Below are 23,794 nucleotides of genomic sequence, written 5' to 3'. Positions count from 1 at the left end.
CCTGCCCCGTACTACGCTCGGTCCTTCTGAACTGCGCTGACGGACAACGGGGGAACGGGCGATGGCACGGGTCGTGGTGGTGCACGGGATCGGGCACGAGTGGTCGGGGTCGGCGCTGATGGGCCGGGACGTGATCCCGGCCCTGCGTGACGGCGTACGGCACGGGTCGGGACTCCGGCTCGCCGGGGACGAGGTCGCCTGCGCGTTCTACGGCGACGTCTTCTTCGAGGAGGGCACCCGCGCCCTCGGCGTGCCGCCCTGGGACGAGCACGACGTCGAGGAGGGTTTCGAGGCGGAGCTGCTCGCGGCGTGGTGGGAGGCCGCCGCGGACACGGATGCGGCGGTGACGGGCCCGGACGAGCCGGGCACCCGTGCGATCCCGGGTACGGGGCGGCTGCTGTCCCAGCGGGTCCGCGCCGCGCTGGACGCGCTGTCCGGGTCCAGGTTCTTCGGCACGTACTCGGACCGCATGATGGTGCTCGCCCTGAAGCAGGTGCGGCGGTACATGAACGAACCCGTCGTGTGGCAGCGGGCCCGGGCCCGGGTGGCTGAGGAGATCGGCCCCGACACCCGTGTGCTGGTCGCGCACTCGCTCGGCTCGGTCGTGGCGTACGAGGCACTGTGCGAGCACCCCGAGTGGCCGGTCACCGATCTGGTGACGGTCGGCTCCCCGCTCGGCCTGTCCCTGATCTTCAACCGGCTGAGCCCGCTGCCGGCGCAGGGACGGGGTGCCTGGCCGGGCGGAGTCCGACGGTGGACGAACATCGCCGACCCGGGCGACCTGGTGGCCGTCGTCCACGAACTCGCCCCGCGCTTCGGGGCGGTGGTGGACGAGCCCCTCGACAACGGCCTGAAGCCCCACAGCCTGCTGCGCTATCTGACGGCCCCGAAGACGGGCCGGGCCGTCACGCAGGGGCTGGCGTGACCGACGGGATCCCGCACCGCCGTGGGCCCGCCGGCGGCTACGATCACCCGGTGCGTCCGGGGTGCCTCGCCTGCCGCCCGGCTCTCTTCGAGAGGTGACCCGAACTCCCCATGCCCAGAGCCGGTCTCACGCCCGAGCGTCTCGTCGCGGCCGCGGTCGAGCTTGCCGACGAGGTCGGCTTCGAGGGCGTCACGCTCTCCGCCCTGGCCCGTCGCTTCGGGGTGAAGGACGCCAGTCTGTACACCCACGTCCGGGGTCTTAAGGACCTGCGGACCCGCATGGCCCTGCTCGCCGGTGGCGAGATGATCGACCGGATCGCGGAGGCGGTCGAGGGGCGGGAGGCCGGCAGGGACGCGCTCGGCGCCTTCGCCGCCGCCTACCGGGCCTACGCCCTGGAGCACCCCGGCCGGTACGCCGCGACGCAGATCCGCATCGACCGGGAACTCGTCGCCGGCTCTCCCGCGATGCGCCGCACGGCCGACGTCACCTACGGCATGCTCCGCGCCTACGGCCTGGACGAACCCGACCTCACCGACGCCGTGCGCCTTCTGCGCAGCACCTTCCACGGCTACTGCGCCCTGGAGTCCACCGGCGCCTTCGGCGCGCCCCGTGACGTACAGGCCTCCTGGGACAGGGCGATCGACGCCCTGCACGTGCTGCTCCTGAACTGGCCGGGCGAGAGGGGGGCTTCCGACGGCCGAACACCTTCCGTCCGATGACACCGCCGTTGTCACGACTGAGCGCTACGCCCCCGGCACCGGCCCCCGGACCCCCCTGAATGCCCTGCTACCTGCTGACCGCCCCGGCCGGGTGCGTCGGTCGGCGATGCCAGTCCCGCCACGTCGCCGTACGACGGCGTCGCGCCCTTCGGTGGCAGGTCAGCGCGAATGTCGGCCACGGCTTCCAGGGCCGCGCCCAGTGCCCGCCGGTACAGCAGCGAGCCGAGGCTGACCCGGCGTACCCCGGCGTCGGCGAGTCGGGCGAGGGTCGGGCCGCCGGGCGCGTAGAGGACGTTGAGGGGCACCTCCAGGTGACGCACCAGCGTCTCGATCCCCCGCGGGTCGGTGAGGCCCGGCACGAACACGCCGTCCGCGCCCGCCTGTTGATAGGCGTCGAGGCGGGTGAGGGTGCCGTCGCCGTCGCCCAGCCAGTGGGTGTCGGTGCGGGCGTTGACGAACAGGCCCGGCGCGGCCTGTTTGACCGCCGCGATCTTCGCCGCGTGCCGGGCGGCCGGTCCCGGACCGTCCTCCAGGTTGATGCCGACCGCTCCGGCCGCGTACAACTCGCGTGCGAACTCGGCCACCTCACCGGGGTCGTCGCTGAATCCGCCCTCCGCGTCGACGGAGAGCAGGAACGGCCCGGACCCCAGGGTCACGGCCAGCCGCAGCGTCTCCTCCCGGGTCGCAGCCGCCCCGTCGGGCAGGCCGGCCGCCGCGGCGACGCCCAGGCTCGTCGTACCGATCGCCCGGAAGCCCTGCCCCGCCAGGGCCCTTGCGGATGCGTGGTCCCAGGCGTTGGGCAGGAGCAGAGGCTCCCCGGCGCGGTGCAGAGCGGCGAAGGCGGTGGCTCCCCGGCGGGACGGCGAGGCCTGCGACGGCTGCGGACGCGGCTGCGACTGCCGCTGCGGATCTGCGGTCATCCCGCCACGCTAGGCCCGGGTCGTTTCGGCGCGGGCCGAAGTACGCCCGACCCCGGTCGGCTCGTTGCGGCGCCGGCCGACCGGCAGGTGACCACGACAGCCCGGAGGTGGAGACCTCAGGCGATGCGCACACCCGACGCGTCCAGCCGGACCCGCACCTCGGGCCCCTCGCTCCAGTGGACCGTCAGCTCCCCCTCCCCGGAAGCGGTCACCGAGACCGTTTCCCCCAGCGGAACCGGATCCGCCTCGGCGGTGAGCCGGGCCAGGGCCACGAACAGGGTGGAGTCCCCGGCGGTCACGCCGGTGAGGTCGTCGTCCAGGCCGAACGCGGGCAGCAGTTCCGCCCGGGCACCCTCCGTCGCGGCCCAGCCGGTCACGCGGATCTCCGTGCCCGGCTCCGCCCCCGAGACGAGATGAGCCCGCACTTCCGAGGCCCCGCGCGCCAGCACCGCACTCGTCACCCGCGCTCCCCCGCCCGCGTCGTGCCGGGACGCCGCCCAGCCCTCGCCCACACCGAGCGGTTCGATGCCCGTGCGGCTCGGGTCGCCGCCGACGAGGACGCTGTTGTCGTACGAAGCCGCGGGTGTCGTCACGGTGGAGTACGCCAGCCGCGTGTAGTAGGGGTCGTAGCGCACGTCCTCGCTGCCGTGGTTGTGCAGCCGGACCACCCCGTCGGAACGGGTCGACTGGAGCAGCCAGTTGGGCGGTCCGACAGGGGTGACGAAGTCCGCGCGTTCGGCGGGGGCGGGTTCCTCCGGCGCCGTCCAGACCTCGTGGCCGGGCGGCAGCAGCAGGCCGAGGAAGCCCTTGCTCGCCCAGTACGGGGAGGCCGGGCCGGAGTAGCCCTGGAGGACGGACTCGTCGTAGCCGTGCCAGCCGAGGGAGAGCAGGCCCCGGTCGTCCACCGCGCCCCGGTCCAGGAAGTACTTCAGCGCGCCCGAGGCCAGGCGCCGGGTCTCACCGGGGGCCAGGGGCGTACGGCCGGTCAGCGCCCCGAGCCACAGCGGGGCCGTCGTGGCGAAGCGGTACGTCAGGGAGCGGCCCTGGTGCATCGGGGCGCCGTCGCCGCCGAACAGGTGGGCGTAGTCGCCGAGGTGCCGGTGGAGGCGGTCGCCGTACCGGGCCAGCAGTCGTTCGTCTCCCTCCAGCCAGGCGTGCAGCACCGGGTAGAGGTGCATCGCCCAGCCGTTGTAGTAGTCGTATTTGCGGCCGTCGCCGTCGGTGTACCAGCCGTCGCCGGCGTACCACTGCTCGATGCGTTCCAGGCCCCGGTCGATCGCCGCGCGGGAGGCGTCCGCTTCGTGGCCGATCTCGGCCAGGAAGCCGCCCACGGTGACCGGGAACAGTTCCCAGTTGCAGGGCCAGGGTTCGGCCGTGAGGGCGTCGGTCAGCCAGGCTGCCGTCCGCTGGCGTACGCCCTCGTCGAGGCGGTCCCAGAGCAGGTCGCGGGTGAGCCGCAGGGCCAGGGCGATGGACGCCGCCTCCACCAGGGACTGGTGGCGGTCCTCGATACGGGGCCAGACGCCCGAGACACCGGCGGCGAGGCCGGTCGCGTAGCGGTCCAGTGCCTTCTCGTCGCGGCGGAACGCGGCGAGCAGCAGAGTGCGTGCGTAGCCCTCCAGGCCGTCGGAGAGGCGGCCCGACCAGCCCGCCCGGTCGCCGGGCAGGTGGTAGAGCGCACGGTCCCCGGTGGCGTACGGCTCGACGGCGGCGAGCAGGGAGTCCGCCGCCGCCTCCCAGTGGGCGCGGGTGTAGCCGGTGATCGGGGACGTCGTGCGGTCGGCGGGAGGCAGTTGCATCGGGTGTCTTTCGTGCTCGGGCCGGCCGGAACGGATCGGACCTGGGGCGCCCCGGTTCCGGTCGGGGCGCCCCAGGGGTTCATCCCACCCGGAGCATGCCCTTCGGCACCAGATGCCGGGTGACGAGTTCGTCGCGGACGAGGCCCGCGTAGGCGGTCGCCCCGCGCACGGACGTGTGCGTGTTGTCCCGCGCCTCGTTGGTGAGGTAGAGCGCCTTGGAGCCTTCCACGCCGAGGGACTCGACCATTTCCCTGGTCTTCGCCGTGAGGTCGATCAGCGGGACGCGGCGGTCCGCCGCGACCGCGCGGACGACGGCCGGGTGGTCGACGCCCAGTCCGTTGACCAGGAGCGCGGTTCCGTTGTTCAGCGTGCCGTCCGGGTTGAACCAGCGCCGCACGACGGGAGTGACAAGGACCGGCTGCCCGCCCCGCACCCGGACGCCCTCCACCAGCGTTTCCAGGTTGGCCCGGTAGGTGGCCTCGTCCGTGGTCTTGTCGTTGTGGGCGAGCTGGACCAGGACCAGGTCGCCGGGGCGGATCAGGGGCCGTACGGTGGCCCACAGCTGCGGGTTCCCCAGATACGAGACCGTACTCTCCCCGGAATCGGCGTAGTTGGCGACGGACATGCCCTTGCGGAGGTACTGGGGAAGTTGCTGGCCCCAGCCGGAGTACGGATCGCCGGGCTGGTCGCAGACGGTGGAGTCGCCGATCAGGAGGATCTGGCGGGCGCGCCGGGCCCGCTCGACCTCGATCCCGGCGAGGGCCGGGGCGGTCCCGCCGATCCGCAGGTCGAGGCCGGGGGTTCCGCCGGGGCCGGTGGGCTCACCCTCGGGGGTGCGGACGTTCACCGTGAAACTGCGGGTGACGCGTTTTCCGGCCGGTGCGGCCGTCTCGGGGAGCAGGGAGCGGCGGCTCTCGCCCGTGACGCTCGTGCTGGACGCCGCCGTCCCGCCGAGTGTGACCCGTACGTCGTACGTGCCCGGCGGGACGTCGAAGTGACAGGTGCCGGCGACGCAGTGGGCGAGGCCACGGCCCTCGCTCCTCGCGTCCGCGTGGGCGGGTACGGTCGGCAACGCGGCCCCCAGGGTCACCGCCGCGACGACGGCGATGCTGAAACGTCTCACTCCAGGCTCCTCCCGGCACACGACAAGACCTGGAGGGGGACCGTACCGCTCCGGACAAGCGCTTTCTAGACCTCGAACAGCATTCAACAGATCTACGTCCGAGTACGAGCGAAAGCCCTTTCGCGAAATCGATTCAACTGTCACTCTCGCTCCCACCGCACTCCCCCCACCTTTCGCAGGAGGCACCCCCCATGTCCGGAGCCACGAACAGACCGGTCGGCCGCCGCACCGTCGTCCTCGCCGCCACGGCCGGTGCCGTCGGCGCGGCGCTCGCCCGCCCGGCGCACGCCGCCGGTTTCGGCTGGAGCGACGACGGCGCGAACTACGTCGTCGACACCGGCGCCCAGCTCGTCTTCAAGGTCGCCAAGTCCACCGGCGACCTGACCTCCCTGGTCTACCGCGGTACGGAGTACCAGGGCTACGGCGGCATGAACTCGCACATCGAGTCCGGCCTCGGCGCCTCCACCGTGACCATCAGGCAGTCCGGTGCCACGATCCTGATCTCCGTCACGCACGGCACCCTGAAGCACTACTACGCGGCCCGCAGCGGCGAGAACAACATCTACCTGTGGACGAACAAGGCCGACGCCTCCGTCTCCGCGACCCGGTACATCGTGCGCGTGAAGAAGGGCGCGTTCCTCAACGACGAGCCCGACTCCTACACGTACGCGCCCACCGTCGTCGAGGCCTCGGACGTGTTCCGGAAAGCCGACGGCCAGACCCGTTCGAAGCACTACTCGGGGCGGCGCGTCATGGACTACGACCACATCGGCTGGTCCGCGGGCGGCGTCGGTCTGTGGATGGTGCGCAGCAACCACGAGAAGGCCTCCGGCGGCCCCTTCTACCGTTCCCTGCTGCGCCACCAGAGCGCGGACGGCGGGGGTCTCTACGAGATCCTCCACTACGGCCAGAACCAGACCGAGGCGCAGCGCTTCGGCCTCCAGGGTCCGTACGTCGTCGCCTTCACGGACGGCGGGGCGCCCTCCTCGGCGCTGTTCCCGGGCACGCTGACCACACCGTGGGCCGACTCGCTCGGCATCGCGGGGTACGTGCCGGCGAGCGGCCGGGGCAAGGTGGCGGGCGTGGGCATCTCGGGGCGGAACACGGCGTACCCGTACACCGTCGGTCTCGCCAACCCGTCGGCGCAGTACTGGGGTCCGGCGCGTTCCTCGGACGGCTGGTTCTCCCTCTCCGGTGTGCTGCCGGGGTCGTACACGCTGACCGTGTTCAAGGGCGAACTGGCGGTGTACACCACGTCGGTGAGCGTGGCGGCGGGCGGTACGACCACCCTGAACACGATCGCGATCCCGTCCTCCAATGATCCGTCGAACGCGAACGCGATCTGGCGGATCGGCGACTGGAACGGCACACCGGCGGGGTTCAAGAACGCGGAGCTGATGACGTACGCGCATCCGTCCGACGCACGGGCCGCGTCCTGGACCGGGAACGTGGTCGTCGGCAACGGCGAGACGGCGTCCTTCCCCTGCTACCTGTGGAAGGACGTCAACAGCGGAATCCTGGTGTACTTCCGGCTGACGGCGGCCCAGGCTGCGGCCGCGCACACCCTGCGTATCGGGGTGACGACGGCGTACGCGAACGGCCGGCCCCAGGTCACCGTCAACGACACCTGGACCTCGCCGGTCCCCTCCCCGCCCACCCAGCCGAACACCCGGTCGCTGACCAACGGTTCCTACCGGGGCAACAACCACACGTTCACGTACAGCGTCCCGGCGTCCGCCTGGAAGACGGACACGAGTCAGTACAACGTGCTCAGGATCGACGTGGTGAGCGGGTCGGGAACGACCGGCTACCTCAGTGCGGGCACGGCGGTCGACGCGATCGACCTGCTCGCCTGAGCCGGATCAGGTACCGCGCGTCCACTGCTGGTTGGTGCCGCCGTTGCACGTGTAGGTGATGAGGGCGGCGGCGTCGGCGGTGGACGCCCCGTTCACGTCGAGGCACTCGCCGCTCGCGCGGGACCTGACGTTCACGTACGAGCCGGTGGTGGTCAGCGACCACTGCTGGCTCGTCGGGGCGGAGGCGCAGTTCTCCTGCGTGACCGTGCTCGCGTTCTCCTGCACGCACAGGCTGCTGTTCCTGACCATCAGCTGGTAGTAACCGCCTCCGACGGCCTTGAACCAGTACTTCTGGTTGCCGCCGCCGTTGCAGTCGTACTGCTTGACCTGGGCGCCCGCCCAGAGCGACTGGCTCGTGACATCCGCGCACTTGGAGGAGTGGCGGGCGATCAGCGTGTTGTACGTGGCGGCGGTACCCGTGAGGGTCCCGGCGGCCGTGTCGACCGTGACCTCGGGCGACCAGGACATGGACATCGTGGTCGAGTTGGAGAAGGTCAGCGGCAGCCACACGTACCGCGAGTCGTTGACGGTGCCGCCGAAGGAGTTGCCCCAGCGGTCGCCCAGGTAGAGGTACGAGGTACCCGAGGTGCCCTGCACGGGCAGCACGAAGGCGGTCTGGGAGCCGTACGCCGTCGAGTCGCCGACGTTCTTCATCGCCGACCAGGGCCCGGCGATGCCGGTGGCCGTCGCGTACTGCTGCTGATTGGGGTTCCAGCCGGTGGCTCCCGAGGTCAGCATGAAGTACACGCCGCCCCGCTTGAACAGGGCCGGGGCCTCGCGGTGGCCGCCGGGCCAGGGGTTGGCGACGAGGCTCGCGACGCCGGTGTAGTCGGCGGTGAGGCGGTAGATCTGGAGGTCGTAGTTCTCGCGGGCGGCGGAGATCATGTAGCCGGCGCCGTCCGTGTCGGTGAAGACCGTGATGTCGCGGGACATGTGCCGCCCGAGCGGCCGGAAGCTGCCCTTCCAGGTGTAGTCGCCGTCGACGGTGTCGGAGACGGCGACGGCGGCGCGGGCCTCGCTGTAGTCGGTGCCGTTCTCCTTGTGCATCCACATGACGAACTTGCCGGTGGAGGCGTTGTACATGACCTTCGGCCGCTCGATGTTGGCGGTCGCGAGCTCCGGGTCACTGGCCTCGGTGAGGACGTGGTTGCGGAACTCCCAGTTCTTCAGGTCGGTCGAGCGGTAGGCGTCGACGTAGCGGAAGGTGTTGTCGGCGTTGCGGTGTTCGCCGAACCAGTAGTAGAAGGAGCCGACCTTGAGGACTCCGCCGCCGTGCGCGTGGACGGGGTTGCCCGAGGTGTCGTTGAACCGGGTGCCGTTGGGGACGGTCTGGGGCGCGGCCTGGGCGGGTCCGCCGGTGGCGAGGGCGCCGGACAGGGCGAGGCACAGGGCGAGGAGGGCGGCGTGGGCCCGTCTCATGTCATTCACCTGCCGTTGCCGAGTCGGCGACCGGGATGCCGAAGTCGGGGGTGCCGTCGGGCTTCCAGCCGAGTCTCTGGATACGGGTGTGGCGGTTGGGGTCGTTCAGCGGGTCGCCGCTGATCTCCTTGTACTGGCGGGCGTGGTAGACGAGGACGTCGGTGCGGCCGTCCTCGGCGACGGTGAAGCAGTTGTGGCCGGGGCCGTACTGCTTGGTCGTGTCGTTGCTGGTGAAGACCGGGGTCGGCGACTTGGTCCAGCTCAGGGGGTCCAGGAGGTGGCTGTCGGCGTCGGCGGTCAGCAGGCCCACGCAGTAGTTGAAGTCGGTGGCGCTGGCCGAGTACGTCATGAACAGACGGCCGTTGCGCTTGAGGACGTACGGGCCCTCGTTGACCTTGAAGCCGATGCACTCCCAGTCGTACTCCGGGGTGGAGAGCCGCACCTGCGGGCCCTTCAGGGTCCACGGGTTCGCCATCTCGGACAGGAAGATGCCGGTGTTGTTGTCCAGGCCGGGCTCGTGCTGGGCCCAGGCCAGGTAACGCTTGCCACGATGGCTGAAGGTGGTGGCGTCCAGGGAGAAGGTCTCCCACGCCGTCTTGACCTGGCCCCTCTCCACCCAGGTGCCCCGGAAGGGGTTGGGGTGGGCGTTCTCCAGCACCCAGATGCGGATCGCCCAGACGTCCTCGGCGGGCGCGGAGGCGAAGTAGATGTACCACTTGCCGTCGGCGCGGTGCAGTTCGGGCGCCCAGATGTGGGCGCCCATGGGGCCGGTGGGGTGGGCGCGCCAGATGACGGACTCGTCCGCCGTGCCGAGGCCGTTCAGGGTGCGGGAGCGGCGCAGGATGATGCGGTCGTACTCGGGGGCGGTGGCGGTGAAGTAGTAGAAACCGTCCGTGTGACGGTTGATGTGCGGGTCGGCGCGGTTGCGGACCAGTGGGTTGACGAAGGGGGCGGGCTTCGGGCGCCTGCCGGGTGTTTCGGCAGCGGTCTCCGCCGCGGGTGCCGCCTGGGCGACGCCGGGCAGGGCGGGGACGGCGGCCAGGGCGCCGGCGGCTGCGGCGCCCTTCAGCAGCAGTCTGCGGCTGGGGGACTCGGGCAGAACAGGGTCGCGGCTCATGCGGCCTGCCTCTCATGGGGTGGGGGGAACACACCATGCCGTCCGACATTTCGAACGCCATCTGTCATTACGAACGCCGAAAAGGTAAGGGTGTGCCACGAGGAGGTCAACGGGTCTGACGAGTCGAGTCGTTCACCGATTTTCCGTTGTCGGCACGAGCCGGGCCCGTCTCCGGTGGTGTGCGCATCCGAACCCTCACCACCGCAGCGGTGGCCCGGAGCAGCGCGTGGACCTCCCAGGACATCGGCTTCGGCTGGTGGCCCTACGCCCTGGGCTCAGCCCTGGTCATCGGCCTCGCGATACCGGCGCGGCCGAGGGGGCGGGGACGTCGGGACCGGCGTGGCCGGTCCGAACCCCGGCCTCACAGCTCGGACTCTCCCCACCCCACGACCTCCACCTCGTCCCCCACCGCCACCGTGCCGGGCCGGAGTACCGCGTACTTCGTGCCGAACGCGATGCCGCCTTGGCGGGCGCGGCGGTAAGTGGCGAGGGTGCGCAGGGGTTCCGGGCCCGCCCGGGTGCCGGTGTGCTGGTCGACCAGGGTCACCGCGCAGCGGATCGCGAGCTTGGCGTAGGCCAGTTCCGTGCCGCCGATGCGGAGGCGGTGCGCGCGGTCCTCCGTGTGGGGGTCGTCCCAGCCGTCGACGACGAGGTTGGGGCGGAAGCGGTCGAGCGGCAGGGGGCCCGCACCGCGGTCGGTCATCCGCCGGTCGAGGAGGTCGAGGGTGGAGCGGGAGATGACGTGCAGGGCGCAGCTGTCGGCGTAGCCGGAGGTGCCGGGGGTCAGGCCGTCGGTCACCCGGTCGTGTTCCGGTGGAACCCGTACCAGCCGGCTCGGTGCGCCCAGCAGGTCCGAGAGCCAGTGCGCTGCGTCGTCACCTTGGTCGATGCCCTGGTAGGCGGTTCCGAACAGGTCCACTTTCTGCCGCGTGCCGGAGGTGTCCACCCGGAGGTGGAGGGACTCGGTCCCGGCTGCGGTGAGCGTGAGGTGGTCGCCGTCGGGAGTGATGCGGGGGCGGATGACGGCCAGCAGCGGGTTCCGGCGCTGCGTCCGGTACACGCCCTCCTCGCTGACGACCATGAAGCTGCGGTCGTGCGCCAGCCCCGCGGGCGTCAGCGGCGCCTCGCGCACGGACGTCCCGGCGCAGCCCTTGACGGGGTAGTACGACAGCTCGACGACTCGGGCCATGACCTCTCGTTCCGTTCCGCGGTTCAACGGCCGCTGGGGGCTTGTGGAAAACCGAGCAGAGGAGCCAGCATCCGCGCCTCGGCCGCCCACTCGGCCAGGAACGCCAGGGTCAGACCCCTTTCCCGGTAACGGAGTTCGGCCGGGACCGTGCCCTCACCGCCGTACGCCACCGGCTCCCGGTCCGCTCGCGCGAGCATCAGCGCGGTGAGCCAGTCGTACTTCACCGCGGACGCGCACACACCGAGCCGGACGAGGCGTTCGTCGCCCCGCCAGCCGCTCCCGCGCAGCCCGTGCACATAGGCGTCGTAGGCCGCCTTGGCCAGGCCCGGCAGGTCGGCGGCCGGGACGAACAGGTCGAAGACGCAGTCCGGGAGGTAGTTGCCGAGGTCCTCGCCGAGGGCGCCGTCGCCGGTGAACGCCCAGTCGAGCAGGACGCTTGCGCCCGGGCCGCCGCGGACGACGTTCGCGGGCCACTGGTCGAGGTGGCACAGGGCGCGGGGCAGTGACTCCATGACCGTGAGGAACCACTCGCGGTCCAGGTGGAGGCGGACCATGTCCTCGCGCAGGCCGGGCGGGAAGTGCCGCCGGATCAGGGGCTGTCGCCACGCCTGGTCGTCGTCGAGCAGCTCCTCACCGGTCGTCTTCCCCGAGGTGTAGTCCCGCAGGAAGGACCGTGACAGCCAGGGGGCGTCCTCCCCCGGCCCGACCGCGCCCTGCGCGCCGCCCAGGCGGTGGGCATGGTCGACGTGTCCGGCGAGGGGCCAGGCGGTGGCGGGCTCGCCCGGCACGTCCTCCAGCCACAACGCCACGTCACCGTCCGGGCGTTCGACGCACTCCAGCAGCCGGGGGGCGCGGAGGCCGTGCCGCTGCCACACCCCGGCGAGTCCGGACCGGTAGACGTAGGCCTCACGGCGCCAGAAGTTCCAGTGGCGCGGGTCGTTGGAGGCCGACCAGGCGACACCGGTCTCCTTCGTCCGCGTCAGCACCTTCAGGACGGCCGAGCGGTCGCCTCCGGCGACCCGCCACACGCCGGCCGTGACGCCGTTCGACGGGTTGTGCGTGAGCGGCTCGAACACCGCCTCGTCCGCTGCGACTCCCAGGACTTCACGTACTTCGGCATGCGCTGCGGCGACCTCGGGCATCCCCCGATGCTATGCCTCCGCCACGGCCCTGTCCTTGCGTCCCCGCAGCCATACGTACACCGGGATCCCCGCGAAGAGGAACAGCACGCCCTGGTAGACGGCCGCGTACCCGGCGCCGGCGATCAGCCAGAACGAGAAGCCGAAGGAGAGGACGGCGACGGTCAGGTCACGGGCGAGTCCGGCCGGGCGGACCCGGTCGCGGGTGCCGCGGGCCAGCCAGTACAACTGGGCCGCCGCCGACAGCAGGTAGGGCACACAACCGGTGAAGGTGGTGATCAGGACGAGGACACGGAACGTGGTGTCCGGTCCCGCCGTGTAGTTGAGGGCGATGAGGACGCTGCCGAGGACCGCGCAGGCCCACACCCCGAAGCCGGGGACGCCGCCCTTGCCGAGACGGGCGAAGGGCGCCGGGAAGAGACCGTCACGGGCGGCGGCGTACGGCATCTGCGCGGCCATGAGGATCCAGCCGTTGAGGCAGCCCGTGATCGAGGCGACGGCGACCAGGGCGATGGCGGTGCCACCCCACGAACTGCCGGTGACGGCGTTGACGGCGTCGGCGAACGGCGCACCCGAGACGACGAGCCGGTCGTGCGGGACCAGACCGAAGACGGCGATCGTGCCGAGGATGTAGACGAGGGCGGAGGCCAGCGTGCCGAGGACGCTCGCCCGGCCCACCGTGCGCTCGGGGTCACGGACCTCGCCCGCACTGACGGCGGCGGACTCGACTCCGAGGAAGCTGTAGAGCAGCAGCGCGGCGGAGGCGGCCAGCGCACCGGGGACGCTCTGACCGGAGGCGTTGAACGGGCCGAAGTTGTCCGCGTCGACGAAGAAGAGACCGACCGTGGCGAGCAGGAGCAGCGGGACGAACTTCAGGACGGTGGAGACGACCTGCACCGCGCCGACCCAGCGCGTGCCCGCGAAGTTCGCCGCGGCCGGCAGCCAGAGGGCGGCCAGGGCGACGGCGGCCTGGAGGGCGTGGTTGCCGTGCAGGGGTATGAGGACGTCGACATAGCCGACGACCGCGACGGCCAGGGCGGCGATGCTGACCCAGCACATCGTCCAGTACGACCAGGCCGACAGGAACCCGGCGAACTCGCCGAAGGCGTCCCGCGGGTAGACGTACAGACCGCCGGTGACGGGGCTGCGCCGCGCCAGCCTGCCGAAGAGCAGCGCGAGCAGGACCGCGCCGACCGAGAGCACGAGGAACGCGAGCAGGCTGATCGTGCCGTACGGGGCGACGGTGGCTGGCAGGGCGAAGATGCCGCCGCCGATGATGTTGCCCATGACGAGGGCCGTGGCGGCGGCGAGGCCGAAGGTGCGGCGGGGAGCGGATGCCGGGGCGGTTCCGGTCGCGTCCCGGTCGGCGGGTTCGGCGGCCTCGGTGGGGCTGGGGACGGTCATGAGGGTTCCTGTACAAGCGGAGGGGGAGGGTCCTGATCGTAAACCCCAATCCCACATGCTGGTCGACCTGTTCATTTAATGGACACAAGCGGCTGGGGCCCGCCGCGGAAGGTCGACTACCGTCGTCGGCATGACCAGCACCCTCCCCCTCGCAGAAGCCCTCGCCGCCGGGACGGTCGTCCTCGACGGCGGCATGTCCAACCAGCTCGAGTCGGCCGGGCACGATCTGAGCGACGAGCTGTGGTCGGCGCGGTTGCTCGCCGAACGGCCGGAGGCGGTGACCGAGGCGCACCTCGCCTATTTCCGGGCCGGGGCGGACGTGGCGATCACGTCCAGCTACCAGGCCACGTTCGAGGGGTTCGCCAAGCGCGGGATCGGCCATGACCGGGCTGCCCGACTCATGTCCCTGAGCGTGGAGTCGGCCCGGGAAGCGGCCCGGCGGGCGCGTGCCCCGCGCCCCCTGTGGGTGGCCGCGTCCGCGGGTCCCTACGGGGCGATGCTCGCGGACGGCTCGGAGTACCGGGGGCGTTACGGGCTGAGCGTGGACGAGCTGGAGCGTTTCCACCGGCCGCGCCTGGAGGTGCTGGCCGCGGCCCGGCCCGACGTCCTCGCGCTGGAGACGGTCCCGGACGCCGATGAGGCCAGGGCGCTGCTGCGGGCGGTGCGCGGGCTCGGAGTGCCGGCGTGGCTGACGTACTCCGTCGCCGGGGGCCGCACACGTGCCGGACAGCCGCTGGAGGAGGCCTTCGCCCTGGCCGCCGAGGCGGACGAGGTGATCGCGGTCGGGGTGAACTGCTGTGCGCCGCAGGACGTGGAGGCCGCGGCCGCGACGGCGGCTCGGGTCACCGGCAAGCCCGTCGTCGTGTACCCCAACAGCGGTGAGGTCTGGGACGCCCGGGCGCGTGCCTGGACCGGCCGTTCCACCTTCACCGCCGACCAGGTGAAGGGCTGGCAGCAGGCGGGGGCCCGGCTGATCGGCGGTTGCTGCCGGGTGGGGCCGGACGGCATCGCCGGCATCACGCAGGCGCTGGGGGCGGCGTAGGGCCTGACGTTGGGATCATGCCGCGGACGCCGGGGGGTGCGGTCGCCGCCGGCGCAGGAACGCGTCCGGCGACCAGCCCCTCAGTGCCGGCGGAGGGCGCCTGAGCGGCGGAGCCGACGTACGGCCGATCGGAGTTCCGCGCTGCGCGTCGCTGAGACGTCGGCCGCGACCGGTTCGGGTGCGGTGTCCGGGGGTGCGGCGGCATCGGTCTTCCAGAAGGCGAGTTCACGGTCCCGAGGCCCGTACGCGGTATAGGCCACCTTGTCCTCGGCCTCCGGTGCCCGATCGCCGAAGACGCGCACCGGATGGGTCTCGTCCCAGCGCTCCCAGCCGGGGTCGCCGTCCGTGGCGAAGCGGACCCACGCGCCGTGCATCGTGTCGGCCAGTTCCTGCGGGGCGCCCTCACCGGCCAGCTTCCGTGACTCGGGGACGTCCCCGGTGTCGAAGACGAAGCCGAGTTCCAGTGCGTGGCAGGCGCCGAGGCCGGGCAGGTTGGAGGGCCAGGCGAACTCGTAGACGTACGAGGGTTCCGTGCGCGCGTCGGCCAGGTGGTGCAGGGGGATGCGGAGCAGGTGGTCGGTGACGAGCTGGCCGACGGTCTCCGCCGTACCGGCCTCGGGGTGCAGGGTGCGGTAGCCGCGCGGGACCTCGCTGCCGCAGTGGCAGCGCGCCATGGCGCCTGCGAGGGCGACGGCGCCGAGGCGGTCGACGCGTTCCAGGAGTCCGCCCGGCACCAGCCACAGCCGGTACTCGTCGCGGGTCCAGCCCAGCAGCAGCTCGACGCCGGGGGCCGCGCCGCCGTCGGTGAGGGCCTCCAGGGGGTGGCGCGGGACGACGTCGTCGTCGATGACGAGACCGAAGGCGGGGCCGCCGACCACCGGGCTGCTCAGCCTGCCCACTTCGGCCTGGGTGCGCAGCAGCAGATCGCGGTCGACGGCGGCGAAGGCCTCGGCGGTGGCGGGGATCTTCAGCCGGGACGCCATCCGGCGGACCATCCTCCGTACCTTGGCCCGCTCGGACGCCTCGGGCGGCCCGCTCTGCAGGACGGCCCGCCGGACCAGCCCCTGGGTCTGCGGGGCGGCGATGAGGGCGCCGATGCTGATGGCCCCGGCGGACTGGCCGAAGAGGGTGATGCGGCCGGGGTCGCCGCCGAAGGCCTCGATGGCCTCGTGCACCCAGGCCAGGGCGGCTATCTGGTCGCGCAGGCCGGGGTTCGGCGGTGTGTCCGGGAACAGTCCGTAGCCCTCGACACCCAGCCGGTAGTTGACGGACACACAGACCACGCCGTCGCGGGCGAAGGCATGTCCGTCGTACACGGGCACCGCCGAGGAACCCCTGGTCAGGGCGCCGCCGTGCAGCCAGACGAGGACGGGCAGGCGGGCTTGCGGATCGGGCTGCGGGGTCCAGACGTTGAGGTTGAGGCAGTCGTCCCCGGGCACGACCGGGTCGGACAGGTAGTGGGCGAAGGCGTCGGAGTACGGCGGTTTCGGCGCGGTGGGACCGAAGGCACCGGCGTCACGGACACCGTCCCAGGGCGGCAGGGGCACGGGCGGCCGGAAGCGGCGGGGGCCGAAAGGAGGGGCGGCGTACGGGATGCCGCGGAAGACCGCGACGCCTCGCTCGTACCGGCCCCGCAGGGCGCCGTAGGGCGTGCGCACCACGGGGTCCGCCTGCGGTTCCGTCCGGTCTGCCGTCATACGTCCACCAGCCTCCTCACCGCGCTCGGGCACCGTGAAGATCAGAGCAACTCATTCTGGTCCGGTATTCCGCTGCACGGGCGGGCGGGAGGGCCGTTCGGGTTACGTGGCGTACAGCGGCGTGCGGGAGCCGGGCCGCCCGAACCCGTCGCTGGTGGCGCCGTGGTCACCTCCCCACCGCGTTTCGGCTCACCTGCGCACCGGCTGAGGGAGCTGTTCGCGGTTTCGAAAGTTTTGACCGTCGGGGGCCGTGAATTCACTTTCCCTTCCCGCCGCACTGCACCGCACCTAGAGTAGGAAGCGCTTTCTGCCCGGCCGGATCCCGTGACCGCCGTGTGCAGCGCTGGTCGAAACTTTCCACGGCCCTCGGGCGGGCCGGAGAGGTGGGTTCCCGATGGTCCGTACGGCGAGTGCGAGCGTGGCGGCCGGTCCGACGCTGGCGGTCGTGGCGCGCGAGGCGGGTGTGTCGGTGCCGACCGCTTCGAAGGTGGTCAACGGCCGCGAGGACGTGGCACCCGAGACCCGCCGCCGTGTGACCGAGGCGCTCGACCGGCTCGGATACGTGCGCAGACCCCGCTTCGACGCGGCGAAGGCCCCGCGGCTGGTCGATCTGGTCGTGCACTCGCTGGAGAGTTCCTGGTCCGGTGCGGTCCTGCACGGTGTGGAGGAGGCGGCGCACGACGCGGGCCTGGAGGTCGTGGTGTCGGCGGCGCTGGTCCGCTCCCGGGTCGGCCGCCCGGAGCGCGGCTGGCTCGACAAACTGGCCGCCCGGGGCTCGGCCGGGGTCCTGTTCAACCTGGCCGAGCTCAGCGACTCGCAGTACGCGTGGCTGGAGCAGCACCGCATCCCCTTCGTGATGATCGATCCGGTGCAGGAACCGCCGGAGGGCGTGGTCTCGGTGGGGGCGGCGAACTGGCAGGGCGGCCTGACGGCCACGGAGCACCTGCTGTCCCTCGGTCACGAGCGGGTCGCCGTCATCGCGGGCTCCCGCCGGACGATGTGCAGCAGCGCGCGGGTCGCCGGGTATCGCTCGGCCCTCGCGTCGGCCGGGGTCCGGCACCGCCCCGAGTACGTGCGGCACGCCGGTTTCGACGAGAGCGTGGCCCACCGCCGGATGCTGGAGCTCCTCGACCTGCCGGAGCCGCCCACCGCGGTCTTCGTCTGCTCGGACCGAATGGCACTCGGCGTCTACGGGGCCCTGTCCGAAAGGGGGTTGAGGGTCCCGGACGACATCAGTGTGGTCGGCTTCGACGACCTGCCCGAGGCGCGCTGGGCCTCTCCCGGCCTGACCACCGTGCGCCAGCCGCTGTCCGAGATGGCGGCGACGGCGCTGCGGTCACTGCTGCGCCTGATGGACGGCCATCACCCCGAGAGCACACGGACGGAGTTGTCGACACGGCTGGTGGAACGGGCGAGCACGGCGGCGCCGCGCACGTAGGAGACGCGGGTTGCCGGGTTGTCACCCTTCCCCCTGAGGGACACGCCGTCCCGCTCATGCCGCCCTCTGACGGACACGCCCCCGCACGTCCCGGCGGGGCGCGCGGACCACCGGTTGATGGTCGTGCGGGAGTTCGCCGCACCCCCCTTGTGCGCGTCGCGCGCCCGCCATTGGGGGGAACTGGCCGGGACGGCCCGGCGTCGAACGATGCGGTGGGGAGGGGCCGGTGTCCGGGGGGTGGGGCGCTCGGCGAGCAGTGGGGGGACGACCATGACGCGCTGGCGGCCGCTTCCGGACGCACTGCCGAGGGAGGCACGAGACCTGGTCGAGCAGCTGCGGGCCCTGAAGGATCGCACCGGCTGGAGTCTCGCCGAGCTGGCCCGGCGGACCGCATACAGCAAGTCGTCGTGGCAGCGGTACCTCAGCGGGGCCAAGCAGCCACCGCGCGGCGCGGTGCAGGCGCTGTGCCGGGTGGCGGGGGCGGATCAGGCGCGGCTGCTGGCGCTGTGGGACCTGGCCGACCGGACGTGGCCGCACGGGGCGGTGGCCGGGGCGGCAGAGCCGGCGGCGGACACGCCGCCGGCCGGTGCCGACTACCGGCGCTGGCGGGCGGCGGCTCTGGTGTCGTTCGCCGTCATCGCCGTGCTGCTGGCCGGCCTGTTGTGGGTGCTGCCGGTGGGGAGCGGGTGACCGTCACGGCCGGCCGCTCCCCGGCGGCGGTGTCGCTCAGCCCAGCGTGCGGTAGTGGGCGTACTTCCAGGAGCCGACGTTCCTCAGCTTCACCTGGTACTTGCCGCCCACGCGCTTGAAGTTGACGTTCCGCACGAGGCCCTTGTACTGGACGATGTTGCCCGGCTGGCTCTGCAGCCGGGTCTGGGCGAAGTCCCAGCTCTCGCTGACCACGACTCCGTCGGTCTCGGGCAGGTTGTGCCGGCTCTGCCACCACTGCGTGGCCGATTCGGTCTCCGGTCCGAAGGAGCCGTCGATCTGGCTCTTCCGGAAGGGCTGCCACTCGCCCTCGTCGTCCTCCCACTGGGCGCCGTCCGCCCACAGCACGGTCTCCCACAGGGCGATGGCGTTGCCCCTGGCGTAGGCGTCGACGCCGAGGTTCTCCTCGTCCTCCCAGTCGTTGGCGACGGCACCCTTGCCGTCGATGCCGAAGTAGGCGGGCGCGGCGTTCGCCGCCGGTGCCAGGGCGATGCCGGTCCCCCCGGCGCCCAGCACCACGGCCGTCATCAGCGCCACGGCCCGATTGCGCATGCTCATGCGGTTGTCCTTTCCGAACCGCCGTCCCCCGGCGGGTTTCCCCTGGGGCGGCTCGTCTCGTCTGGCACGGCACAGCCTCGGGCCCCGCGGCACCCGCGGCGAGCCCTTCCGGCGTCCCCGGACCGCCCTGGGACGGCCCACGCCCGAGGCGGCGGGCGTCCCGGCCCGGGAACGGGTCACCGGGGGCCTGCCCGGGTCGGGGGGCCGCCGGGGGCGGGGAACCTGCTCGGGCGGGGGGCCGAACTCCGTCACCGGGTGTCCGGCAACGGGCATCCGGTATGTGGCCTCCGGCACCGGGCCCCCATGCGCGGGGCGTCCGTTTTCTTCAAGACCGGGCCTCGTGGGCCTCCCTACAGTGGCTCCATGACTGCACGATTCGATGCCATCGGCCTGGTCGTCTCCGACATGGCCGCCTCCGTCGCGTTCTACCGCCGGCTCGGACTCGTCTTCCCGGACGGCGCCGAGGACCAGCCGCACACCGAGGCAGCACTGCCCGGCGGGCTGCGGCTGATGTTCGACACCGAGGAGACGGTCCGTTCCTTCCTTCCCGGGTGGCGGCCGCCCGCCGGCGGGGGCCGGGCCTCGCTCGCCCTGCACTGCGACGGACCGGAGGAGGTGGACGCGTTGTACGACCGGCTGGTCGGCGCCGGCTACCACGGCGAGCTCAAGCCGTGGGACGCCTTCTGGGGGCAGCGGTACGCCGTCGTGCACGACCCGGACGGCAACGGGGTGGACCTGTTCGCCCCGCTAGCCGGCGAGTAGCCGCCCCAGCGGCAGCCCGGTCAGCTCCCTTACGTCACGTGCCAGATGGGCCTGGTCGGCGTAACCGGCCCGGGCGGCCGTCTCCGCGAACGGCACACCGGCCCGGGCCAGCGCGAGGGCCCGGCGCAGCCGCAGGATACGGGCCAGGGTCTTGGCGCCGTAGCCGAACGCGGACAGGGAGCGCCGGTGCAACTGGCGGGAGCCGAGACCGAGTCCGTCGGCGATCGCGGCCACGGGGCGGCGCGCGTCGAGGGCGGCGACGACCTGCCGGAGCAGCGGGTCCGGGGATTCGGCACCGGCCGCCCGCCGCAGCGCCAGCTCCTCCAGGCCGCTCGCCGGATCGGCTGCGGCGTTCACACCGCCGGCCAGGCGCCGCACCCGCGCGGCCGGCCACAGGTCGGCGAGCTCGACACGCCGGTCGCGCAGCTCGTGCGCCGGTACGCCGAGGAGCGCCGGGGCCGTGCCCGGGGGGAAACGGACTCCGGCCCAGGGGCCTGTCCCGCCGTCCGGGAGGTGGGCTCGGGTGTCGGGCCCGGCGACCATCAGCCGTCCGTCGTGCCAGAGCAGATCCATGCACCCGTCGGGCAGCACCCGGACCACCCCGTCCCCGGACGGGATGTTGGTCCACGCCACCGCCCCGGGCAGCCGCGACGCCCGCTCCACGTACACGTGCGCCAGGCTACGCCGGAGCCGGGGGGGGCCGGGCGCGGAGACCTGACGCGGAGGCCGGGCGCGGAGATCAACCGCGGAGGCCGGACGCGGGGCCCGAACGCGGGGAGGCCGGGCGCGGAGATCAACCGCGGAGGCCGGACGCGGGGCCCGAACGCGGACGGGGTGCGGGAGGTGCTGGGCCGAGCGCCCGGGGATTGGAGGTCGGCGGCTTCGTGCGCGAGGAGGCGGCGGCCGGGAGGGACGGTGTGGGAGCGGGGTCCGGTCACTTGTCCTCGGGCGGCTGCCCCTCCCCGTTGACCTGCGTGCTCTTCACGTGGCTGTTCTTCACGTGGCTCTTCACATGGGTGCTCTTCACATGGGTGCGCAGCCGGGCCGAGACGTCCTCGGGGGGCAGGAAGCGGGACCAGCGTTCCGGGAACTCGGAGGGCATGTCCGGGTCTCCTTCGCCCGTGGCCGTGGCGCGGGCGACGTACTCGGCGACCTGGGCCTGCCGCAGCCGCTCGTTGGCCTCGCGGGCCGCGGCCGTCGCGGCGGCCGGCCAGACCCGGTCGATGGCGGCGTTGACCGCGGCCCCGACGAGCACGGCGAACGCGGACACACCGATCCACAGCAGCACCGCGACGGGCGCGGCGAGGGAACCGTAGATCGTGGGGCCCTCGACGGTGCTGGTCAGGTAGATCCGCAGCAGGAAGCTGCCGAGCACCCACATGCCGAGGGCGACCAGCGAGCCGGGGACGTCCTCGATCCACGGGGAGCGGACCGGGACGGACACGTGGTAGAGCGTCGTCAGGAAGGCGATCGACAGGAGGATCACCGTGGGCCAGTAGAGGACCTGCACGACCGTCGTCGACCACGGCACGATCCGCACCACCGCGTCCGGTCCGGCCACCATCAGCGGCAGCGCGACCGAGCCGATCAGCAGGGCCACGATGAACAGCAGGAAGGCCATCAGCCGGGTCTTGACGATGCCCCGGACGCCGTCGAGGCCGTACATCACGGTGATGGTGTCGATGAAGACGTTCACGGCGCGGGAGCCGGACCACAGGGCGAACAGGAAGCCGATGGAGATGACGTCGGGCCTGCCGCCCTTCATCACGTCGTGCAGGATCGGCTGGGCGATCTCCCGGACGCCCTGGTCGGACAGGACCGTGCGAGAGGCCTCCAGGAGGTTGGTCTGGAGGCTCTGGATGGTGTCGGCGCCGGTCCAGGCGTCGACGTAGCCGAGCAGTCCGATCATGCTCAGCAGCAGCGGAGGCACCGACAGCAGAGTGAAGAACGCGGCCTCCGCCGCCAGCCCCAGGATGCGGTACTCGACGCAGGAATTGACGGTGTCCTTGACCAGCAGCCAGGCGGTCCTGCGCTTGGAGACGTTCCGGTAGAGGGCCCGCGCCCGGTGGAGGCGCCCGGACGGCGTGTCGGGGGATTCACTTGCTGGCTGCACCCCCTAACGGTATCCGCCGAGGCCGGGCCCACTCACCCACAGGCCGGGTCTTCGCCGGCCGGGCCGGGTTCGCTGGTGACCAGGGTGCTACCGCGGGGTACGTTCGCAGCATGGCAGGCAGCACCCACACCGTGACGAACCAGGTCCCGCCGCTGGTCGGCTACGACGTCTTCTCCGCCGACCGGGCCCTGGCCGCCGCGGTCGACCGGCATCTCGATCCGGATCTGCGCCAGGAGGTCCTCGGCGAGCTGACGGCACTCGGCCGGACCTCGGGCTCGGCCCAGGTGCAGGAGTGGGGACGGCTGGCCAACGACAACCCGCCGCGGCTGGTCACGCACGACCGGTACGGCAACCGTGTCGACGAGGTCGAGTTCCACCCCTCCTGGCACCGGCTGCTCGGCAAGGGCGTCTCGGCCGGGCTGACGGCCGCGTGGGACCGGCCGGCCGGGCATCTGCGGCGGGCCGCCGCCTTCCTGGTGTGGACGCAGGTCGAGGCGGGCAACGGCTGCCCACTGTCGATGACGCACGCGGCGGTGCCCGCCCTGCGCACCGACCCGGACCTGGCCGCCGAGTGGGAGCCCCGGCTGACGTCCATGGTCTACGACCGTGAGCTGCGGCCCGCGCACCTCAAGGCGGGGGTCCTGTTCGGGATGGGCATGACGGAGAAGCAGGGCGGCAGCGACGTACGGGCGAACAGCACGGTGGCACGGCCCCTCGCCGAGGACGGGACGTACGAGCTGACCGGGCACAAGTGGTTCTGCTCTGCTCCCATGTCCGACGGCTTCCTGGTGCTGGCGCAGGCGCCGGGCGGACTGACCTGTTTCCTGGTGCCGCGGGTGCTGCGGGACGGCACGCGCAACGTGTTCCGGATCCAGCGCCTCAAGGACAAGCTGGGCAACCGGTCGAACGCCTCCGCCGAGGTCGAGTTCGACGGGACGTGGGGGCGCCGGGTCGGCGAGGAGGGGCGCGGGGTGCGCACCATCATCGACATGGTCGCGGCGACCCGGCTCGACTGCGTGCTCGGCTCGGCCGGGCTGATGCGGCAGGCCGTGGCGCAGGCGGTGCACCACTGCACGTACCGGGAGGCGTTCGGAGGGAAGCTCGCCGACAAGCCGCTGATGCGCAACGTGCTGGCCGATCTGGCACTGGAGTCGGAGGCGGCGACGACGCTGGCGCTGCGGCTGGCCGCGGCCTGCGACGACGGCGGCGAGCAGGAGCGGGCGCTGCTGCGGATCGCGGTGCCGGCCGCCAAGTACTGGGTGACCAAGCGGTGCCCGTCCGTCGCCGTGGAGGCGGCGGAGTGCCTGGGCGGCAACGGGTACGTCGAGGAGTCCCAGATGCCGCGGCTGGTGCGCGAGTCGCCGCTCAACTCGATCTGGGAGGGCGCGGGCAACGTCCAGGCGCTGGACGTGCTGCGGGCGCTGCAGCGGGAGCCGGGTGCGCTGGACGCCTATCTCCGGGAGGTCGGGCAGGCGCGCGGCGCCGATCACCGCCTGGACGGGGCCATCAAGAGCCTGCTGACCGAACTCGCCGATCTGGAGGGCGTGGAGGGGCGGGCGCGGCGGCTGGCGGAGCGGCTCGCGCTGGTCCTCCAGGGGTCGCTGCTGGTGCGTTTCGCACCGCCGCAGGTCGCCGACGCGTTCTGCGCGGGGCGGCTCGGCGGCGACGGGGGCGCGGCGTTCGGGACGCTGCCGCACACGCTGGATCTGGCCTCCGTGGCGGAGCGGGCCCGGCCGGTGTCCTGATCCGGCGGCCGGGGCGCGTACACGCGGGTTCGGTGTGCGCGAGGAGCGGGGGTGGTGCTGCGCCGACACGGCACCACCCCCGCCGTACTGGCCCGTTCGAGCCGCTGAACGCCGCTCGGGA

The 23,794-nt window shown here is 72.5% G+C and carries 20 protein-coding genes; 8 read left to right on the top strand and 12 right to left on the bottom strand.

Features of this window, described 5'->3' with window-relative positions; all coding sequences use genetic code 11:
* The first annotated feature begins 61 nt into the window (after window positions 1-61).
* Both ACIQU3_RS34370 and ACIQU3_RS34365 read left to right on the top strand, forming a co-directional pair.
* Window positions 62-925 carry an antibiotic ABC transporter ATP-binding protein gene (locus ACIQU3_RS34370; RefSeq protein WP_403929525.1) on the top strand — a complete coding sequence of 288 codons (864 nt, stop codon included), beginning with the start codon at window positions 62-64 and terminating at the stop codon, window positions 923-925.
* 110 nt (window positions 926-1,035) lie between these two features.
* Window positions 1,036-1,644, top strand: a complete 609-nt coding sequence (locus ACIQU3_RS34365; RefSeq protein WP_403739671.1) for a TetR/AcrR family transcriptional regulator — start codon at window positions 1,036-1,038, stop codon at window positions 1,642-1,644.
* Between the two features lie 11 nt (window positions 1,645-1,655).
* Here ACIQU3_RS34365 and ACIQU3_RS34360 read toward each other — a convergent pair whose 3' ends face one another.
* The 3 genes from ACIQU3_RS34360 to ACIQU3_RS34350 all read right to left on the bottom strand — a co-directional run bounded on the left by ACIQU3_RS34360 (window position 1,656) and on the right by ACIQU3_RS34350 (window position 5,486).
* Window positions 1,656-2,564, bottom strand: a complete 909-nt coding sequence (locus ACIQU3_RS34360; RefSeq protein ID WP_403929523.1) for an isocitrate lyase/phosphoenolpyruvate mutase family protein — start codon at window positions 2,562-2,564, stop codon at window positions 1,656-1,658.
* A 116-nt stretch (window positions 2,565-2,680) separates the two neighbouring features.
* Window positions 2,681-4,363 (bottom strand): DUF2264 domain-containing protein, encoded by a 1,683-nt coding sequence (locus ACIQU3_RS34355; RefSeq protein ID WP_403929520.1) that lies wholly within the window; start codon window positions 4,361-4,363, stop codon window positions 2,681-2,683.
* A 79-nt stretch (window positions 4,364-4,442) separates the two neighbouring features.
* Window positions 4,443-5,486, bottom strand: coding sequence for a rhamnogalacturonan acetylesterase (locus tag ACIQU3_RS34350; protein ID WP_403929518.1), 1,044 nt, complete (start codon window positions 5,484-5,486; stop codon window positions 4,443-4,445).
* 191 nt (window positions 5,487-5,677) lie between these two features.
* Here ACIQU3_RS34350 and ACIQU3_RS34345 point away from each other — a divergent pair, with 191 nt between their 5' ends.
* Window positions 5,678-7,342: a rhamnogalacturonan lyase B N-terminal domain-containing protein gene (locus tag ACIQU3_RS34345; RefSeq protein WP_403929515.1), complete on the top strand. Its 1,665-nt coding sequence runs from the start codon at window positions 5,678-5,680 to the stop codon at window positions 7,340-7,342.
* Window positions 7,343-7,348: 6 nt separating this feature from the next.
* Here the strand turns inward: ACIQU3_RS34345 and ACIQU3_RS34340 are convergent, their stop codons facing one another.
* From ACIQU3_RS34340 to ACIQU3_RS34320, 5 genes are all read right to left on the bottom strand, one after another.
* Window positions 7,349-8,761, bottom strand: a complete 1,413-nt coding sequence (locus ACIQU3_RS34340; RefSeq protein ID WP_403929512.1) for an RICIN domain-containing protein — start codon at window positions 8,759-8,761, stop codon at window positions 7,349-7,351.
* Window position 8,762: 1 nt separating this feature from the next.
* On the bottom strand, window positions 8,763-9,878 hold the full coding sequence (locus ACIQU3_RS34335) for a family 43 glycosylhydrolase (protein ID WP_403929509.1): 1,116 nt from the start codon (window positions 9,876-9,878) through the stop codon (window positions 8,763-8,765).
* A 361-nt stretch (window positions 9,879-10,239) separates the two neighbouring features.
* Window positions 10,240-11,067: an MOSC domain-containing protein gene (locus ACIQU3_RS34330; protein WP_403929506.1), complete on the bottom strand. Its 828-nt coding sequence runs from the start codon at window positions 11,065-11,067 to the stop codon at window positions 10,240-10,242.
* 23 nt (window positions 11,068-11,090) lie between these two features.
* A complete protein-coding gene (locus ACIQU3_RS34325) occupies window positions 11,091-12,209 on the bottom strand; it encodes an aminoglycoside phosphotransferase (protein WP_403929503.1) in 1,119 nt (372 codons plus the stop codon).
* Window positions 12,210-12,218: 9 nt separating this feature from the next.
* Window positions 12,219-13,610, bottom strand: coding sequence for an amino acid permease (locus ACIQU3_RS34320; protein WP_403739699.1), 1,392 nt, complete (start codon window positions 13,608-13,610; stop codon window positions 12,219-12,221).
* 130 nt (window positions 13,611-13,740) lie between these two features.
* Here ACIQU3_RS34320 and mmuM point away from each other — a divergent pair, with 130 nt between their 5' ends.
* Window positions 13,741-14,652, top strand: coding sequence for a homocysteine S-methyltransferase (gene mmuM / locus ACIQU3_RS34315; RefSeq protein ID WP_403929500.1), 912 nt, complete (start codon window positions 13,741-13,743; stop codon window positions 14,650-14,652).
* A gap of 80 nt (window positions 14,653-14,732) precedes the next feature.
* Here mmuM and ACIQU3_RS34310 read toward each other — a convergent pair whose 3' ends face one another.
* Window positions 14,733-16,349, bottom strand: coding sequence for a carboxylesterase/lipase family protein (locus ACIQU3_RS34310; protein ID WP_403739705.1), 1,617 nt, complete (start codon window positions 16,347-16,349; stop codon window positions 14,733-14,735).
* Window positions 16,350-16,743: 394 nt separating this feature from the next.
* Here ACIQU3_RS34310 and ACIQU3_RS34305 point away from each other — a divergent pair, with 394 nt between their 5' ends.
* Window positions 16,744-17,787, top strand: a complete 1,044-nt coding sequence (locus tag ACIQU3_RS34305) for a LacI family DNA-binding transcriptional regulator (protein ID WP_403929497.1) — start codon at window positions 16,744-16,746, stop codon at window positions 17,785-17,787.
* A gap of 270 nt (window positions 17,788-18,057) precedes the next feature.
* A complete protein-coding gene (locus tag ACIQU3_RS34300) occupies window positions 18,058-18,477 on the top strand; it encodes a helix-turn-helix domain-containing protein (protein WP_403739711.1) in 420 nt (139 codons plus the stop codon).
* A gap of 36 nt (window positions 18,478-18,513) precedes the next feature.
* On the opposite strand, the gene ACIQU3_RS34295 is transcribed toward ACIQU3_RS34300, so the two are convergent.
* Window positions 18,514-19,053 carry a peptidoglycan-binding protein gene (locus tag ACIQU3_RS34295; protein WP_403739714.1) on the bottom strand — a complete coding sequence of 180 codons (540 nt, stop codon included), beginning with the start codon at window positions 19,051-19,053 and terminating at the stop codon, window positions 18,514-18,516.
* Between the two features lie 363 nt (window positions 19,054-19,416).
* Between ACIQU3_RS34295 and ACIQU3_RS34290 the strand changes: the two genes are divergently transcribed.
* Window positions 19,417-19,815 (top strand): VOC family protein, encoded by a 399-nt coding sequence (locus ACIQU3_RS34290; RefSeq protein ID WP_403929494.1) that lies wholly within the window; start codon window positions 19,417-19,419, stop codon window positions 19,813-19,815.
* Here the strand turns inward: ACIQU3_RS34290 and ACIQU3_RS34285 are convergent.
* Window positions 19,801-20,484: a helix-turn-helix domain-containing protein gene (locus tag ACIQU3_RS34285; protein WP_403929491.1), complete on the bottom strand. Its 684-nt coding sequence runs from the start codon at window positions 20,482-20,484 to the stop codon at window positions 19,801-19,803. The genes ACIQU3_RS34290 and ACIQU3_RS34285 overlap by 15 nt on opposite strands.
* A gap of 265 nt (window positions 20,485-20,749) precedes the next feature.
* Entirely contained in the window at window positions 20,750-21,928 is a 1,179-nt protein-coding gene (locus ACIQU3_RS34280; protein ID WP_403739723.1) for a YihY/virulence factor BrkB family protein, read from the bottom strand.
* 110 nt (window positions 21,929-22,038) lie between these two features.
* Here ACIQU3_RS34280 and ACIQU3_RS34275 point away from each other — a divergent pair, with 110 nt between their 5' ends.
* Window positions 22,039-23,673: an acyl-CoA dehydrogenase family protein gene (locus ACIQU3_RS34275; RefSeq protein WP_403929488.1), complete on the top strand. Its 1,635-nt coding sequence runs from the start codon at window positions 22,039-22,041 to the stop codon at window positions 23,671-23,673.
* Window positions 23,674-23,794 lie beyond the last annotated feature (121 nt).

The organism is Streptomyces sp. NPDC101110 (genome assembly GCF_044759525.1).
Lineage (GTDB): Bacteria > Actinomycetota > Actinomycetes > Streptomycetales > Streptomycetaceae > Streptomyces.
Note: the sequence above shows the minus strand (reverse complement) of the source record. Positions and strands in the feature narration are given on the sequence as shown.